Source organism: Hymenobacter cheonanensis (genome assembly GCF_030581075.1).
Taxonomy (GTDB): domain Bacteria; phylum Bacteroidota; class Bacteroidia; order Cytophagales; family Hymenobacteraceae; genus Hymenobacter.
Genome location: NZ_JAUQSW010000007.1, coordinates 119,375 through 136,152 on the forward strand (window position 1 = coordinate 119,375; position 16,778 = coordinate 136,152).

General features: G+C 62.2%; 11 protein-coding genes. 6 read left to right on the forward strand and 5 right to left on the reverse strand.

What is annotated here, in order from left to right; translation table 11 throughout:
- Positions 1–34: 34 nt before the first annotated feature.
- The 3 genes from argC to Q5H89_RS14490 form a co-directional block, all read right to left on the reverse strand.
- A complete protein-coding gene (argC, locus tag Q5H89_RS14480) occupies positions 35–1,024 on the reverse strand; it encodes an N-acetyl-gamma-glutamyl-phosphate reductase (RefSeq protein ID WP_305020052.1) in 990 nt (329 codons plus the stop codon).
- Between the two features lie 145 nt (positions 1,025–1,169).
- On the reverse strand, positions 1,170–2,354 hold the full coding sequence (gene argG, locus Q5H89_RS14485) for an argininosuccinate synthase (protein WP_305020053.1): 1,185 nt from the start codon (positions 2,352–2,354) through the stop codon (positions 1,170–1,172).
- Positions 2,354–2,941 carry a GNAT family N-acetyltransferase gene (locus Q5H89_RS14490; protein WP_305020054.1) on the reverse strand — a complete coding sequence of 196 codons (588 nt, stop codon included), beginning with the start codon at positions 2,939–2,941 and terminating at the stop codon, positions 2,354–2,356. Before Q5H89_RS14490 ends, argG begins: the two co-directional genes overlap by 1 nt.
- A gap of 404 nt (positions 2,942–3,345) precedes the next feature.
- Between Q5H89_RS14490 and argB the strand changes: the two genes are divergently transcribed.
- From argB to Q5H89_RS14510, 4 genes are all read left to right on the forward strand, one after another.
- Positions 3,346–4,131: an acetylglutamate kinase gene (argB, locus tag Q5H89_RS14495; protein WP_305020055.1), complete on the forward strand. Its 786-nt coding sequence runs from the start codon at positions 3,346–3,348 to the stop codon at positions 4,129–4,131.
- A complete protein-coding gene (locus tag Q5H89_RS14500) occupies positions 4,119–5,186 on the forward strand; it encodes a M20 family metallo-hydrolase (protein WP_305020056.1) in 1,068 nt (355 codons plus the stop codon). The genes argB and Q5H89_RS14500 overlap by 13 nt, the downstream gene beginning before the upstream one ends.
- Before the next feature lie 42 nt (positions 5,187–5,228).
- Entirely contained in the window at positions 5,229–6,545 is a 1,317-nt protein-coding gene (argH, locus tag Q5H89_RS14505; RefSeq protein WP_305020057.1) for an argininosuccinate lyase, read from the forward strand.
- A 73-nt stretch (positions 6,546–6,618) separates the two neighbouring features.
- Positions 6,619–10,062 (forward strand): pyruvate carboxylase, encoded by a 3,444-nt coding sequence (locus Q5H89_RS14510; protein WP_305020058.1) that lies wholly within the window; start codon positions 6,619–6,621, stop codon positions 10,060–10,062.
- 8 nt (positions 10,063–10,070) lie between these two features.
- Here the strand turns inward: Q5H89_RS14510 and Q5H89_RS14515 are convergent, their stop codons facing one another.
- Both Q5H89_RS14515 and Q5H89_RS14520 read right to left on the reverse strand, forming a co-directional pair.
- Positions 10,071–10,499, reverse strand: a complete 429-nt coding sequence (locus Q5H89_RS14515; protein ID WP_305020059.1) for a response regulator — start codon at positions 10,497–10,499, stop codon at positions 10,071–10,073.
- 31 nt (positions 10,500–10,530) lie between these two features.
- The gene (locus Q5H89_RS14520; protein ID WP_305020060.1) at positions 10,531–14,394 is read right to left on the reverse strand and encodes a PAS domain-containing protein; all 3,864 of its coding nucleotides are present in this window, start codon (positions 14,392–14,394) and stop codon (positions 10,531–10,533) included.
- Positions 14,395–14,695: 301 nt separating this feature from the next.
- Between Q5H89_RS14520 and Q5H89_RS14525 the strand changes: the two genes are divergently transcribed.
- The gene (locus Q5H89_RS14525) at positions 14,696–15,424 is read left to right on the forward strand and encodes a hypothetical protein (protein WP_305020061.1); all 729 of its coding nucleotides are present in this window, start codon (positions 14,696–14,698) and stop codon (positions 15,422–15,424) included.
- Positions 15,425–15,444: 20 nt separating this feature from the next.
- On the forward strand, positions 15,445–16,761 hold the full coding sequence (locus Q5H89_RS14530; RefSeq protein ID WP_305020062.1) for a M20/M25/M40 family metallo-hydrolase: 1,317 nt from the start codon (positions 15,445–15,447) through the stop codon (positions 16,759–16,761).
- The last annotated feature ends 17 nt before the right edge of the window (positions 16,762–16,778 follow it).

A 16,778-nucleotide genomic window follows, 5' to 3' on the forward strand; every position in this document is an offset into this window, starting at 1 on the left:
GCTTCGGCAAGCTCAGCATGGCGGACGGTCTAGGTTAAAAAAATGAAGCCTTAATCCCCAATCCCGCCGTTTCCTCCAAGCCAAACATCAGGTTCATATTCTGAATAGCCTGCCCCGATGCGCCTTTGAGCAGGTTGTCCAGCGCGGAAGTGATGAGCACTTGGTCGTCGTGCTTGGTCACATGCAGCAGGCATTTGTTGGTGTTCACCACCTGTTTGAGGTGAATTTCCTTGTCCGAAACTATCGTGAATGGCGCATCACGGTAGTAGTCGGCGTACAACTCTTGTACTTCTGGTATTAAAAGTTCGCAGGTAGTATAAACCGAAGCGAAGATGCCCCGCGTGAAATTGCCCCGGTAGGGGATAAACCGCACCGGCTTATCGAAGTCCGGCTGCAAGCCCACCAGCGTCTCGCCAATCTCGCCCAAGTGCTGGTGCGTGAAGGTTTTATAGGTCGAAATGTTGCCGGTGCGCCAGGTGTAGCCCGTCGTTTCGACGAGGCCCCGGCCCGCGCCGGTGCTGCCCGTAATGGCCGAGACATGCACGGCATCGTGGAGCTGCCCGGCCGCCGCTAGGGGCAGCAGCGCCAGTTGAATAGCCGAGGCAAAGCAGCCCGGATTGGCAATGCTGTCGGCAGTGCGAATCTGCTCGCGGTTCATTTCCGGCAGGCCGTACACGAAGTGCCGGCTGGCTACATCGCGGTCGGCCGCCAGGCGAAAATCATTGCTCAGGTCAATGACTTTGGTGCTGGCGGGCAGGTTGGCTTTCAGCAGCCACTCCCGCGAGTGGCCGTGGCCGAGGCACAGGAAAACCACGTTTTCATCGCCCCGCAACTCGCTGGCAAATGCTAAATCCGTGTCGCCCAGCAAATCCTCGTGCACGGTATGCACCGGCTGCCCGGCCTGCGTCGAACTCACAACCGCGCCGATTTCGACCTGCGGGTGATGCAGCAGCAGGCGCACCAACTCGCCAGCTGTGTAGCCCGCGCCGCCCACGATGCCGGCAGTGATTTTATAGTTGTTCATGATTAAATCGCCCTCAACGATTAACCTCACCCCCCGGCCCCCTCTCCTTGGGGAGAGGGGGAGCCACGGCAGCGCGGGATTAAAAATTAAGACTAAAAACCAGAGCTAGTTCCCCCTCTCCCCAAGGAGAGGCTAGGGGGTGAGGTTAATCGTTGAGGCTAGCGTGAATTTTCAGCTGATTACCGAAAATCTTAATAAAGCCCCGCGCATCGCGCGAATCCCAAGCGTTGTTTTCCTCGCCATACGTCGCCACTTTCGATTGCATCATGTCGTATTTCGACTCAATACCCAGCAGCTCAAAATGGTAGGGGCGTAACTCCACGAACACCGTACCCGTCACGCGCTCCTGCGAGGAGATAAGGAAGGCCTCAAAGTCGCGCATAGCCGGGTCGAGGTATTGCGCCTCGTGCAGCAGCGTGCCGTACCAGGTCGCTACCGGCTCCTTGTGCAGTTGCTGCCAGCGCGAGAGCGTGTGCTTTTCCAGCAAATGGTGCGCCTTGATGAGCAGCAGCGCCGCCGGCGCCTCAAAACCCACGCGGCCTTTGATGCCCAGAATAGTGTCGCCCACGTGCGTATCGCGGCCGATGGCGTAGGCGCCAGCTAGGTCGTTAATCTGCTGAATGAGCGATACGGCGTCCATGCGCTGGCCGTTCAGGGCCACCGGCTCACCCTTTTCAAAGGTGATTTCCAGCTGGCTAGGCTCGGTTTTGGAAAGCTGGGTAGGGTAGGCGCTCTCGGGCAAAGCCTGGCGCGAAGTCAACGTTTCGACACCGCCTACGCTGGTGCCCCAAATACCCCGGTTGATGGAGTATTTAGCCTTTTCCCAGCTCATCTCGAAGCCCTGGTCCTGCAAGTACTGAATCTCGGCCTGGCGCGACAGCTTCTGGTCGCGGATGGGCGTGATAATCTCGGTATCAGGCGAAATAACGGCGAAAGCCACGTCGAAGCGCACCTGGTCGTTGCCGGCGCCGGTGCTGCCGTGCACAATGTACTCGGCGTTCTCGCGCTTGGCGTATTCGGCGATGGCCAGGGCCTGAAACATGCGCTCGGCGCTTACGCTCAACGGGTAGGTGTCGTTCTTCAACACGTTGCCAAACAGCAGGTAGCGCAGGCAATCGTGGTAAAAGCGCTGGGTAATATCAATCACCTCGTGCTTCACCGAGCCTAGCTCGTAGGCACGCTTTTCGATGGCGGCCAGCTCCTCGGCCGAAAAGCCGCCCGAGTTTACGATAACAGTGTGCACCTCCAGGTCGTGCTCGCGCACGAGGTTCACTACGCAATACGACGTGTCGAGCCCGCCGCTGTACGCTACAATTGCCTTTTTTTTCATTATTCCGAAAGAGTAGAAGTCGAAGAAGGAGTTTCAGCCTCGGTTTCCGAGGCGGGCAGCGGCGCCGTGACATCGTCGAAGACCATGCCCGTGCAGAGGCACATTTTGCGCTCGTTTTCCATCAGGATGCCGAAGTTTTTGCAGCTCTTACAGCCTTTCCAGAAATCCTCACTGGTCGTAAGCTCTGAGAACGTGACCGGCTTGTAGCCCAGGTCGCTGTTGATTTTCATCACGGCCAGGCTGGTTGTGATGCCGAAAATCTTGGCGTCCGGGTACTTGGTGCGCGAAAGCCGGAACACCTCGCGCTTGATGGCGCGGCCCAGGCCGTGCTTGCGCAGCTCGGTGTTTACCACGAGGCCCGAGTTGGCCACGAACTTGCCGCTCTCGAAGGTTTCGATGTAGCAGAAGCCGGCCAGCTCGCCCTCGACAAACGCGATAACCGCGTTGCCTTGCAGCATTTTAGCTTTCACGTACTCAGGGTCGCGCTTCGCGATGCCCGTGCCCCGCTGCTTGGCCGATTCGATGTACCATTGACACAGCAGGTCCGCGTACTGCGTGTCTGCTGCTGTCGCAACCCGTATTGTCATTTTAAAAGGAAAAACTTAGGGAAAGAGACGCAGTTTACCGGCCCTCGCCCATGCGAGTTGTACGGCAGAAAACCCGAAATCTATCGGTAAGTGGCTGAGCGCGTTAGCGGTGGCTCAGCGAAGCTGGCTCGCGGCCAGCACCCGGCGGTTGAAGCCGGCTAGGGTCGTCGCAGCAATGCGCAAACGAGTGTGCGCACACCTTCCACGCCCGGAAGGGCCGTGGTGGAAAGTAGAAAATTGGTGCGAACCAAGTTAGTCATTGCGAAAGGTAGCCGTGGGCTAGCAAGTGAACTAGCAAACCAGGGGCCATAATGGAGCAGCAAAGGTAAAAGTTCCTACTTTTGCCCGCAATAGACAAGGTGTTTTTTTTCGCGGTCAGCCCCGGCCGCTGCGATTAACAAATCATGAATAATCCAGTAGTAACTATTTATAAAATTGGGGGCGGCATCATCGACGATGACGCCGAGCTTGGCCAGTTCTTAGAAATAATAGCCCAAACGGCGGGCCTAAAAATACTTGTGCACGGCGGCGGCAAAGGTGCCAGCACCATGATGCGCGAGCTGGGCCTCGTGCCGCAGCTCATCAACGGCCGCCGGGTAACCGACGCCGCTACGCTCGACATCGTGACGATGTTTTACGCCGGCAAAACCAACAAGCAGATAGTGGCCAGCTTGCAGCGCCTCGGAGTTGATGCGCTCGGCCTGAGCGGGGCCGATGGCAACGTTATTCGGGGCATAAAACGCCCCGTGCAGGATATTGATTATGGGTTTGTCGGCGATTTGCTGCCGGCTAGCGTCAATGCCGACCTGTTGCAGCAATTGCTGGCGGCTGGCCTTACTCCCGTGCTGTGCCCCATTATTCATGACGGCCAGGGCCAACTACTTAATACCAACGCCGATACCATAGCCTCGGCCGTGGCGGTGGCCCTAGCCGATACGTACACGGTAAAGCTGCATTATTGCTTTGAGAAAAATGGCGTGCTTCGCAACGTGGCGGACGAGCAGTCCGTAATTCCGGAAATTAACACGATTGACTACGCCGAATTAAAGCAGCAGGGAATTATTGCCGATGGTATGCTGCCAAAATTAGAAAACGCTTTCGCGGCGCTGCATAAGGGCGTTAGCCAGGTAATTATTGGCCACGCGCGCAATATTGGCACTTCGCTGCATACGGTATTATGTCTGAATTAATTGCGCAGCTTAGCGACGAGGCGATTAGCTTACTGATAAAGTTAATTCAGACACCTTCTTTTTCGCGGGAGGAAGCAGATACGGCCGCTAGTATTGAAGAGTTTTTAGCGCAGCATAATATTGCTGCACAGCGCCAGGGCAATAATGTGTGGGCCGTGAGCCGGGATTTCGACCCGCAGAAGCCAACTATTCTGCTCAATTCGCACCACGACACAGTGAAGCCCGGCGTGGCGTGGACGTATCCGCCTTTTGGCGCGGTGCTGGAAGGGGATAGATTGACGGGGCTAGGCAGCAACGACGCCGGGGCCTCGGCAGTGAGCCTACTGGCAGTATTCCGGTATTTCTACGACCAGCCCACGGCGTTTAATTTAATTTGTGCCATTACGGCGGAAGAGGAAATATCGGGTGCCAATGGCATTAAAAGTATTCTGCCGGTATTGGGCAAAATCGACCTTGGCATTGTGGGTGAGCCCACTGGGATGAATGCCGCCGTGGCCGAAAAGGGCTTGCTGGTGCTCGATGGCCTGGCGCGGGGCCGCACCGGCCACGCCGCCCGCAACGAAGGCGAAAATGCCCTTTACAAAGCGCTGGACGATATTGCCTGGCTGCGCAGCTATCAGTTTCCGGCGGTGTCGCCGCTGCTTGGGCCAGTGAAAATGACCGTGACGCAGCTAAGCGCGGGCACCCAGCACAACGTGGTGCCCGACGAGTGCCGCTACGTGGTGGATGTGCGCCCCACCGAGTGCTATTCAAACGAGGAAATTCTGGCCACGGTGCGCGCCCACGTGCAGGCCGAAATCACGCCGCGCTCCACGCATTTGCAATCGTCGGGTATTGCGCTAGGCCACCCGCTGGTGCGCAAAGCCGTGGCGATGGGCAAAAATACCTACGGCTCGCCTACGCTCTCCGACCAGGCGCTCATGCGCTTCGATACCCTGAAAATGGGTCCCGGTGACAGCGCTCGCTCGCACGCGCCGGACGAGTATATTTTATTGTCGGAAATTCGCGCTGGAATTGCGGATTATATTAAGCTGCTGACTGATTTTACCTTGTAGAGCGGAGCGGTACGCTGCGTTCTACAAAGCCATTTAATAATTATGAAAATCTGGGAAAAAGGTTTTTCCGTCGACGATAAAATTGAGCAATTTACCGTGGGGCAAGACCGGGAATTGGATATGTATCTGGCGCCTTTCGACATGCTGGCTTCCAAGGCACAGGCGAAGATGCTGGCTGGCATCGGCTTGATTTCCAGAGAGGAAGAGGAGCAGCTGCTAACTGGCTTGAACGAATTGCTGGCGCAGGTCGAAAATGGCACGTTTCAGATTGAGGCAGAATTTGAGGACGTGCATTCCAAGATTGAATATTACCTGACGGAGAAATTTGGCGACGCGGGCAAAAAAATTCATACGGCGCGCTCGCGCAACGACCAGGTGCTGACGGCCATTCAATTATTTATCAAGGATTACACCGAAAAGATTGGCGCGAAAGTTCTGGAGCTAGCCGAATTATTGGTGCAGCAAGGCGAAAAATATAAAAATGACCTGCTGCCCGGCTACACCCATTTTCAGGCCGCTATGCCGAGCAGCTTTGGGCTATGGTTTGGGGCGTATGCCGAGCATCTGTTGCTGGATATGAGTTTGTTGGAAGCTGCGCACCACGTGGCCGACCACAACCCGTTAGGGTCGGGCGCGGGCTTTGGCAGCAGCTTTGGCATCGACCGCGAGCAGACGACGCGCGAGATGGGCTTTGGCAACCTGGCTATTAGCGCCGTGGGGGCGCAGATGCTGCGCGGCAAAACCGAGAAAACGCTGGCCTTTGCCATTGCGGGCGTGGCGGGTACGCTCAGCAAGCTGGCGTATGACCTGGTGCTGTATAACAGCCAGGATTTGGGCTTCGTGAAGCTGCCCAAGGAGTTTACAACCGGCTCCAGCATTATGCCGCACAAGAAAAACCCCGATGTATTTGAGTTGGTGCGGGCGCATTGCAACCGGCTGCAAGCCCTGCCCAATGATATTATGCTCACCATTAATAATCTGCCGAGCGGCTACCACCGTGATTTTCAGATTTTAAAGGAGCTATTATTCCGGCCGATGACGCAGTTTGCCAATATTCTGGATATTCTGCTTTTTGCCGTGCCGGCGCTGGAAGTAGTGCCGGGCGTAATCGACCAGCCGAAATACGACGCCATTTTCTCGGTGGAGAATATCAACCAGCTCATTCAGAGCGGCGTGCCGTTCCGGGATGCCTACAAACAGGTGGGGCAGGCCGTGGATGCCGGCACGTATGTGCCGCATAAAGAGTTTGCTACCAGCCACTTGGGTAGCGTGCACCAGCCGGGGCTGGCGCAGCTTGGCGAGCGCTTGCAGCGGGTGCGCCAGCGGCTGCCCTGGGCAAATGGCGTGGCGGCGGGCTAGGGCAGAGGTAGGAAGGCTGCAACCCCCGGCGTAGCTTAGCCGCTACACTGCTGCTACCTCTACCGAAACCCGTATGAAAATCACGAAGCTGCTCGTCGCCAACCGCGGCGAAATAGCCATCCGCGTGTTCCGCGCGGCCTCCGAGCTGGGCATTCCCACGGTGGCCCTCTATACTTATGAGGACCGCAACTCGCTGCACCGCTTTAAGGCTGATGAGGCCTACCAGATTGGGCGCGACGACGAGCCGCTGCGCCCGTACCTTGATATTGAAGGCGTTATCCGGATTGCCAAGGACAACGGCGTGACTGCCATTCACCCCGGCTACGGCTTCCTGAGCGAAAATGCGACGCTAGCCCGGCGCTGCCGCGAAGAGGGCATCATTTTCGTGGGCCCGCGCCCCGAGGTGATGGAGGCGCTCGGCGACAAGGTGGCGGCCAAGGAGGTGGCCCAGCAGTGCGGCGTGCCGCTCATCGAAAGCAGCGAGGCCGCCCTGACGGACATCGACGTGGCGCTGGCCGAGGCCCACCGCATCGGCTACCCCGTGATGCTGAAGGCGGCCAGCGGCGGTGGCGGGCGCGGTATGCGCGTGATTCGGGACGATGAGCAGTTGCGCAAAGGCTTTTTTGAGGCCCGCAACGAGGCCCAGAATGCCTTTGGCGACGACACGGTGTTCCTCGAAAAATTTGTGGAGCGGCCCAAGCACATTGAGGTGCAATTGGTGGGCGACCAGCACGGCCACCTCACGCACCTCTACGAGCGCGACTGCTCGGTGCAGCGCCGCTTCCAGAAGGTGGTGGAGGTGGCACCGGCTGTCGACCTCACCGAGTCGCTACGCCAGCGGCTGTACGAGTACTCGCTGAAAATCGGCAAGGCCGTGGGCTACGACAACGTGGGCACGGTGGAGTTTTTGGTGAACCCCGAGCTGGACCGCATTTATTTTATTGAGGTAAACCCCCGCATTCAGGTCGAGCATACGGTGACCGAGATGATAACGGGCGTCGATATTGTTAAAACGCAGCTGTTCATTGCCTCGGGCCTGCCGCTGGAGGCGCCCGAAATCGGGCTGGGGCCCGAGGTGGTGGTGCCGCGCATGGGCGTGGCTGTGCAGTGCCGCATCACCACCGAAGACGCCACCAACGATTTCAAGCCCGACTACGGCGTTATCGTGGCCTACCGCTCGGCGGGCGGCTTCGGCATTCGGCTCGACCAGGGCTCGGTGTACCAGGGCGCGGTGATTTCGCCGTTTTTTGATTCGCTGCTCGTGAAGGTGTCGGCCCACGCGCCGACCCTGGCGGGCGCGGCCCAGAAAATGCTGCGCACGCTGGATGAGTTTCGGGTGCGCGGGGTGAAGACGAACATGCAGTTTTTGCAGAATATCGTGCGCCACCCCGAGTTTCAGGCCGGCCACGCCACCGTCGATTTCATCAAGGACAACCCTGACCTGCTGCAATTTCGGACCCGGCTCGACCGCGCCACGCGCCTGCTGCGCTACCTCGGCGAGGTGGTGGTGAACGGCAACCCCGACGTGGCTGGCCGCGTGGACGAGCGCCGCCAGGCCCGCCGGGTGCCCCTGCCCGCCGCCGACCTCAGCCAGCCCCCGGCCGACGGCACCCGCCAGAAGCTGGCCGAGCTAGGCCCCGAAAAATTCAGCCAGTGGCTGCGCCAGGAGCCGCTCATTCACTACACCGATACCACGCTGCGCGACGCCCACCAGAGCCTGCTGGCCACCCGCATGCGCACCATCGACATGCTGGCCGTAGCCAGCCGCTACGCCCGGCAGCACCCCCAAACTTTCTCGCTCGAAATGTGGGGCGGCGCTACCTTCGACGTGGCGCTACGCTTTTTGCACGAGGACCCCTGGGCTCGGCTCACGCGGCTGCGCGAGGCCGTGCCCAATATTCTGTTTCAGATGCTCATCCGGGGAGCTAACGGTGTGGGCTACAAAGCCTATCCGGATAATCTTACCGAGCGTTTCGTGGCCGAGGCCGGGGCCAAGGGCATCGACGTGTTCCGCATTTTTGATTCCTTGAACTGGATGAAGGGCATGGATGCCTGCATCCAGTTTGTGCGCAAGCAAACCACGGGGCTGGCCGAAGGTAGCATCTGCTATACCGGCGATATCCTGGACCCTAGCCGGCCCAAGTACAACCTCCAGTACTACCTGACCCTGGCCAGGCAGCTCGAAGACGCCGGCGCGCACATCCTCTGCATCAAGGACATGGCGGGTTTGCTGAAGCCCTATGCCGCCCAGGAATTGATTCCGGCCCTGCTCGACACCGTAAAGCTGCCCATTCACCTGCACACCCACGACACCAGCGGCCTGCAAGCCGCCACCTACCTCAAGGCCGTGGAGGCGGGCGTAAACGTGATTGACGTGGCGCTGGGCGGCCTCTCGGGCCTCACCTCGCAGCCCAACTTCAACTCGGCGGTAGAGATGCTGCGCCACTCGCCGCGCCACCGCGAGTTCGACCAGCACAGCCTCAACGAGTTCAGCGATTATTGGGAGGCCCTGCGCGAGCAGTATTACCCCTTCGAGAGCGGCCTGCTGGCCAGCACCGCCGAGGTCTACGAGCACGAGATTCCGGGCGGGCAGTACTCCAACCTGCGGCCCCAGGCGGCGGCACTAGGCCTGCTCGACAAGTTTGAGGAGGTGAAGCAGCGCTTTCACGACGCCAACCAGTTGCTAGGAGATATTCCGAAGGTTACGCCCTCCTCAAAAGTGGTTGGCGACCTGGCCTTGTTCATGGTTTCCAACAAGCTCACGCCCGAGGAGGTCATCAGCCGGGGGCCTAGCCTGAGCTTCCCGGAGTCGGTGCGCGAACTGCTGCGCGGCGACATCGGGCAGCCGCTCGGGGGCTGGCCCGCCGAAGTGCAGCAAGCCGTGCTGAAGGGCGAGCAGCCCTTCACCGACCGGCCCAACGACCACCTCACACCCATCGACTTTGAGAAAGAATGGGCCGAGTTTGAAAAAGAACACCCCTACGCGCAGTTTACCGACCTGCTCTCCAGCCTGCTGTACCCCAAGGTATTTGCCGATTACTGGCAGTTCCGGAAGGAGCACGGCGACGTGAGCCGCATCCAGACGCCGGTATTCTTCTTCGGCCTGAAGGAAGGGGAGGAGACGACCATCGAGATTGCGCGCGGCAAGTCGATTATCATCCGCCTGCAATCCATCGGCCCGGTGAATGAGGAAGGTATGCGCACCGTGTTCTTCACCCTCAACGGCCAGACCCGCAACCTCGAAGTGCGCGACGAGCACGTGGAGGTCAAAACCGTGCACAACGCCAAAGCCGACCGCGCCAACCCCAAGCAGATTGCCGCCCCGCTGCAAGGCCTGCTCAGCAAGGTGCTGGTGGAGGCCGGCCAGCAGGTAGCCAAAAACACGCCGCTCTTCGTGATTGAAGCCATGAAGATGGAAACCACCATCACCGCCCCCGACGACCTGACGGTGGGCACCCTGGCCCTGGGCGAAGGCACCCGCGTGCAGGCCGACGACCTAGTGCTGACGATGGCCTAGCGCGGGCGCTAGGCCAGCTCATCAGCCAGCAGTACTTCGGGCGGCAGCTGCCGCCCGAAGTGCTGCTGCAGCATGGCGTTTATTTTTTCCTTGGTGAGGGGCTTCACGAGGTAATCGGCCACGGGCAGGCTGGCCAGGCGGGCCCGGTCGCGGGCGTGCACCGTGGTAGTGAGCACAATAACGACGGGCAGCGGGGCCGGCGGCCGGTGGTAGGCTTCCAGAAACTCGATGCCGTCCATCACGGGCATGTGCACATCGAGCAGCACTAGGGCGGGGGGCGGCGCGTCGCCGGCTTCGGCCAGCAGGGCGAGCGCCTCGGCGCCGTTCTCGGCCACCACGCAATACTCCGTTACGCCGAGACTAATGAGGAGCTGCTCGTGCAGAAAATTAGTAGTAGGGTCATCATCGACCAACAGCACGCCGGACAGTTTTTGCATTGTCAGGAAGAATAGACTGCATATATACACCCTAGCCTGGCAATATCACTAAAAAAGTAGACCCCTCGCCCAACTGGCTGCGCACGGTGAGCGTGCCCCCGGCGTTCTCCACTATGCGCTTCACCATGTAGAGGCCCACGCCCGAGCCGCCCACGTGGGCGTGCAGCCGCCGAAACAGCTCAAACAACCGGGCCTGCTGCTGTTCGCTCAGGCCCAGGCCGTTATCCTGCACGGCCAGCACCGTGCGGCCGGCCTCGCGGTAGCAGCGCAGCAGCACTTGGGGCGGGCGCCGGGGGTGGCGGTACTTAAACCCATTGCTGAGCAGGTTGTACACCACCGAGCGCAGGTGCTGCGGCGCCAGCGGCACGCTAGGGCAGTCGGCAAGGTCGAGGGTGAGCTGGCCGCCCGCTTCTTCGAGCTGGGGCCCTAGGTCGAGGCGCACGGCCTCTACCACGGCCGCCAGGTCGGCGGCTTCGGGGGGCAGGGAGTAGGTTTGCTGCAGCTGGGCCAGGTCGGTAAGCTGGGCAATGGTGAGCTGAAAGCGCTCGATGGCCCCCTGCATCATGCCCAGCACCCGGGGCACCAGGCCAGCCTGCCGGGCCTCGGCGGGCAGCTGCTGGCGCAGCAGCAGCAGTAGGCTCTCAATGTTGGCGATGGGGGCCTTGAGGTCGTGCGAGGCCGCGTAGATAAAATTATCGAGGTCGATGTTGGTACGCGTGAGCTGCTGGTTGATGGCGAGCAGGTCTTCATTGGCCTGGGCCAGCTGCTGGCGGCCCACCACCCGCGCGCTGACATCGGTAACGACCACCACCACGGCCGCCACCTGGCCCTGGGCATCGGGCAGCGGCTGGCACACCAGGTGGAAGTAAACCGTTTCGGGCTGACCCGGGCGCCCAAGCTGCACCGCCCGCTCGTGGGCAATAAAGGACTGGCCGGTGCGCCGCACCCTGGCCAGCTCGTCGAGAAAGGCCGGGGTGGCCAGCTCGGGCAGGGCTTCGGGCAGCGGCCGGCCCAGCAAGTGCGCCTGGGTGCAGTGCAGCAGCGTGCACAGGGCCGGGCTAACCACCTCAACCAGGTAGCTAGGGCCCGCCAGCACGGCCACGGCCACGGGCGCCTGCTCAAACAGCTGCTGTAGCTGGTGCAGCCCGGCATCGCGCTGCTGGCGGGCGCGCACCTGCTCGCTCACCTCAAAGGCAAACACCGACACGCCTGCCGGCTGGCCGGCTTCCAGGTAGCGCTGGCAGGTGAGGTCGAGATACCGCTGGCGGCCCGGCTCGCCGGCGGGCGGCGCAAGGGGCAGGGGCGCTTCGCCGGCGAAGTAGGCCTCGCCGGTATGCAGCACGCCGGCCAGCCGGCGCACGAAGCCGGGCGAGATAAGCTCGGGCAGGGCTTCGGCCAGGGCCAGGCCTAGCAGCGGGCGGCCCGGAAACAGTTGCTCGAAGGCGGGATTGACGTAGTCGATTCGAAACCCGGGGCCGCGCAGCAGGGCAACTAGGGCGGGCGTTTGGGCAAAAACCTGGTAGAAGACCTCGCGCTCCTGGGCCTGACGCTGGGCGGCGGCCTGCACCTCGGCCTGCAGCGACAGGGTGCGCTGCTGGGCCAGCACGTGCTCGGTTACTTCCACGATAAACGCCAGAATGCCTTGCGTTTGGCCCTGGGCATCCTTCAGCGGCTGGTACAGAAAATCAACGTAAATCAGGGCGGGCTCGTCGGCGCCGGCCTGCTGCATCCGGGCCGGCTGGCGCAGGCCCTGGTGGGGCTGCGAGGTGGCGTACACCTGGTCCAGAGTTTCTACAAACCCCTGCTCAACCAGCTCGGGCAGGGCCTCGGCCACCGGGCGGCCTAGCTGGGCGCGGTTGTTGGCAATGGCCTGGTAGGTTTCGTTGAAAAACACGAAGCGGTGCTCGGGGCCGGCCAGCGTGGCCACGGCCGCCGGCAGCTGCCCCAGTATCTGGCGCAGCAGGCTCTGCTGCTCGCACAGCTGGCCGCGCTGCTGCTTGGCTTCGTGCAGGGCGGCCTGTAGCTGCCGGGTGCGCTCGGCCACGCGGGCCTCCAGCTGCTCATTAAGCTGCTGCACCTGCTGGCGGGCCAGCACCTGCTCGGTTACCTCTACGGCTACCGTGAGCACGCCCGTAGTGCCGGAGAGCTTGTTGGGCAGGGGCTGATACACAAAATTGAAGTAGCCCAGGCCCGGCTGGCCATTGCGCTGCACCGGCACGGGCATTTCGCGGCCCACAAAGGGCACCTGCGTGCGCATGGTTTCGCGCAGCAGCTGCTCAAAGCCCTGGCCTTGCAGCAGGGGCAGGGCTTCGAGTAGCGGCTGGCCTAGCAGCTCGGGCTCGGTACCGCTCCACACTTCGTAGGCCGCCGGGTTCAGCAGCGTAAGCCGCAAATCGGGCCCTTCTAAGTAGCTGATGGCCACCGGCGCGTGTTCGATGATAGTGTGCAGCTGCTGGGTGCGCTCGGCCACGCGGGCCTCCAGCTGCTCATTAAGCTGCTGCACCTGCTGGCGGGCCAGCACCTGCTCGGTTACCTCGTAGGCAAAGGCCAGTACGCCATCTATGCGGCCCTGCTCATCGTAGCGGGCCTGGTACACGCAGTTGAAATAAACCGCCTGGGCCGGCCCGCCGCCGGGCGGGCCAATGGCCAGCTCCACTTCGTGGCCTTCGTGGGTGAGGCCGGTTTCGTACACTTCGCGCAGCAGGGCCGGAATATTTTGGGCCAGCAGCTCGGGCACGGCCTGCACCGGCTGGCCTAGCAGCTGCCGGCCCAAAAAATACTGCTGGTACACGGGGTTCACCAGCTCATACACAAGCTCGGGCCCGTCGAGCACGCAAATGGCCACGGGCGCCTGCTGAAAAAAACGCGCCAGGCGCTCGCGCTGCTGCTCGGCTTCGGCGTGGGCCTGCTGCGCCGCCCAGGTGCCGGCGGCCACGCGGGCTTCCAGCTTCTCGTTGAGCTGCTTTAGTTGGTGCTGGGTGCTGGCCAGGGTGGCATTGTTGGCGCGCAGCTCCTCATTGGCCGCCGCCAGGGCCTGGTTGAGCTGCTGCACCTGCTGGCGGGCCAGCACCTGCTCGGTTACCTCGTAGGCAAACACCGAAAGGCGCTCGGCGTGCCCGTTTTCGAGGTGGGCCTGGTACATAAAATTGAAGTAGCGCGGGTGGTCTGGCGGGCTCCCCGGCTGGGGGCTGGCCAGGGGCAGCTCGGCTTCGAGCCAGGTTTCGCCGGTTTCGTACACGCGGTCGAGCAGCGCAATAAAGCCCTGGTTTAGCGCCTCGGGCAGCACCTCGGCGGCGGGGCGGCCTTCCAGCGCCCGGTGGGCAAACAGCCGCGCAAACGCCGGGTTCACGTATTCAAACTGGTATTCGGGCCCGCGCAGCAGGCAAATGGGCGTGGGCGTTTGGGCCAGCACCCGGTGCAGCACGTCGCGCTCCTGGGTTAGCTGCTGGGCGGCCAGCCGGGTGCGGGCCAGGGCACTGTAGCTGGCGGCCAGCCGGCTGGCCGCCGTTTGGGCCGGCAGCTGGCTGAGCGGGGGCAGGGTGGCCGTCAGGCTCACGGCCAGCTCGGTGCCGTGGCGCCGCGCCCGCGCCCGCCAGCCGCTCGGGTAGCTGAGGTCGCAGGCGCCCGTGGTATCGGCCAGAAAGGTGTCGCGGTAAAAAGCAAAGTCGGCCTCGGCCTGCGGGTGCAGCGTGCGAAACGTAGCGGGGGGCACCTCCGGCAGCCGCAGCAGGCGCTGGGCGGTCGGGTTGAGCCGCAGGTAGGCCAGGTCAACAATTTCGGCCGGGGCGCCGGGCGCATACACGGGCCGAAAGTGCAGAATGCCAATCTCCGCGTCATCCAACAGGTCGGCCGGTACGGCGAGCGCAACAGGCGGCGAGGCTACGGGAGTGGGCATAATGGAGGAGCGTAAATATTTCGCCAGAGCTAAGTTACGGCGTGGCGCGTAGCGGCCCGGGTTATTCGGCCAAATGGCCTGATTCCTGGTTATAGTGCGGATTGCGCTTGCCGCTTGCCGCTTGCCCGGGCTTGGGGCTTCGGCCCGGCGGCTTTGGCTGCCCGCAAGCCCCTGGCCGGGGCGGCGGCCAGCCCCGCTGCCGCGGCCAGGGGGCGGGGCGGCGGGCCGCCGCCCCTGGCCGGTTTTGCAGCCGAGCGCAGAACGCGGAATATCTTTCGCTGCTTAACCTGCCCTTATTCCTATGAGCATTCGCATTTTGCTGCCGGCCCTGCTGGCTTTGCCCCTGCTGGGGGCCGCCCAAAACACCCTGCTGGGAGCGCCCGCCATGAACGATTTAAGCCGCAACAACGGGTTGTTCAACAACGGCTACAGCCTGATAGGCCCCGATGCCAACAAGCTGCACGGCAACCCGTTTTTGGCCCCCGGCTGGACGCCGGCCACCATTCAGCTGCAAGGCAACGCCACCCCTACGCCAGCCACCATGCGCTACGATGTGTACCGGCAGGAAGTGCGCGTGCGCCGCCCGCAGGGCGATTCGGTGATAGTGCCCCTGAACCGGATAAAGGAATTTACCCTCAGCCCCGCGGGCCGCCGCTTTGTGTGCTACCCGGCGGCCACGCTGCCCGCCGAGGTGCAGGACGCCTGCGCCGAAGTGCTGGCCGATGGCGCCCACTTGCAGTTGCTCAAGTTTTGGCGCAAAAAGCTGGTGAAGGAGCCCGCCGAAAACTCGTCCTACGCCTCCAACAGCACTATGGACGTGCTACAGACCACCTCCAGCTACTACCTGCGCTGGCCCGCCGATGGGCACCTGGTGGCCGTGCGCCCCAAGCGCAGCAGCCTCGAGCAGGCTCTGGCCGGCCAGCCCGCCGCCCTGGCCGCCCTCAAGGCCCAAAAAGGCGGCCTGGGCTCCGAGGCCGAGCTGGCGGCTGCCGTGCAGGCCCTCGACCCCACCATCACCACCGGCCGCTAGGCCATTAGTCAAGAATAAAGATGCGTAACCTATTGTTGATGAGCTTGCTGGCAGCGGGTGCCCTGCCGGCTGCCGCCCAGCGCCGGGCCCCCGAAGTATCGGGTGCCACCGTGGAGCGGGTGCTCACTACCCTGGCGGCCGACGACATGCAGGGCCGCGCCACCGGCCAGCCCGGCAGCGTAAAAGCGGCCGATTTTCTGGCCAGTGAGTTTCAGCGCATTGGCTTGCAGCCGCTGCCCGGTGCCACGGGCTTCCGGCAGGAGTTTCCGGCGTATCAGTCGGCCGTGACGAGTGCCAGCGTTACGCTCGATGGCGTGGCGCAGCCCGCTAGCCAGGTGCTGGCCCTCACCACCCAGCCCACCCTCAGCTGGACCGAGAAAGACGACGTGGCGCTGCTCGTGCTAGGCCCGCAAGACAAGGTGCAGCCGCACTTTGGCGAGATTTTTCGGCCTACCAAAAATACGCTCGTGCTGCTCGACCCCGGCCAGGCGGCGCTTTTCAAGTCGCTGGCCGAGCGCTACAGCCGCCCCCGGCTGCGCGCCGAGCCGGCCGGCAACCCCTACTCCACGGTGGTGGTGCTGGCCTCGGCGCCGGCTAGCCCGCCCGCCTACCGCGTGGCCGCCACCACGGCCACTACTACCCTCACGCTGCGCAACGTGGCGGGCTACCTGCCGGGCCACGATGCCGCGCACGCCGCCGAAAAAATTATTTTTTCGGGCCACTACGACCACCTGGGTATTCTGAAGCCGGTGGCGGGCGACTCCATCGCCAACGGGGCCGACGACGATGCCAGCGGCACCACGGCCGTAGTGGCCCTGGCCGAATACTTCAAAAAGCGCGACGACAACGCCCGCTCGCTCATCTTCGTGGCTTTCACGGCCGAAGAAATCGGGGGCTTTGGCGCCCGCTATTTCTCGCAGCAGCTCGACCCCAAGGAGCTGACGGCCATGTTCAACATCGAAATGATTGGCAAGCCCGCCAAGTTTGGGCCCAACACGGCCTTCATTACCGGCTACGACAAGTCGGATTTCGGGCAGCTGCTGCAAGCCAATCTCAAGGGCACCAAATTCAAGTTTGAGCCCGACCCGTATCCCGAGCAAAATCTGTTTTACCGCTCCGACAATGCCACGCTGGCCCGGCTAGGGGTGCCGGCCCACACCATCAGCACCGACCAGATTCCAACCGATAAGCTCTACCACAGCGTCGACGACGAGGTGAGCAGCCTGGACGTGAAGAACATGACGGCCGTGATATCGGCCATCGCGCGCAGCGCCACCGGCCTCGTGGCCGGCCGCCAGACCCCCAGCCGCGTGGCCCCCGAAAGCGTGGCGAAATAGCTGATTGGCGATTGGTG

Bases quoted from the DNA above. Each gene is read 5' to 3' on its own strand.
- argC (WP_305020052.1), bottom strand. From the start codon at position 1,024: ATGAACAACTATAAAATCACTGCCGGCATCGTGGGCGGCGCGGGCTAC.
- argG (WP_305020053.1), bottom strand. From the start codon at position 2,354: ATGAAAAAAAAGGCAATTGTAGCGTACAGCGGCGGGCTCGACACGTCG.
- Q5H89_RS14490 (WP_305020054.1), bottom strand. From the start codon at position 2,941: ATGACAATACGGGTTGCGACAGCAGCAGACACGCAGTACGCGGACCTG.
- argB (WP_305020055.1), top strand. From the start codon at position 3,346: ATGAATAATCCAGTAGTAACTATTTATAAAATTGGGGGCGGCATCATC.
- Q5H89_RS14500 (WP_305020056.1), top strand. From the start codon at position 4,119: ATGTCTGAATTAATTGCGCAGCTTAGCGACGAGGCGATTAGCTTACTG.
- argH (WP_305020057.1), top strand. From the start codon at position 5,229: ATGAAAATCTGGGAAAAAGGTTTTTCCGTCGACGATAAAATTGAGCAA.
- Q5H89_RS14510 (WP_305020058.1), top strand. From the start codon at position 6,619: ATGAAAATCACGAAGCTGCTCGTCGCCAACCGCGGCGAAATAGCCATC.
- Q5H89_RS14515 (WP_305020059.1), bottom strand. From the start codon at position 10,499: ATGCAAAAACTGTCCGGCGTGCTGTTGGTCGATGATGACCCTACTACT.
- Q5H89_RS14520 (WP_305020060.1), bottom strand. From the start codon at position 14,394: ATGCCCACTCCCGTAGCCTCGCCGCCTGTTGCGCTCGCCGTACCGGCC.
- Q5H89_RS14525 (WP_305020061.1), top strand. From the start codon at position 14,696: ATGAGCATTCGCATTTTGCTGCCGGCCCTGCTGGCTTTGCCCCTGCTG.
- Q5H89_RS14530 (WP_305020062.1), top strand. From the start codon at position 15,445: ATGCGTAACCTATTGTTGATGAGCTTGCTGGCAGCGGGTGCCCTGCCG.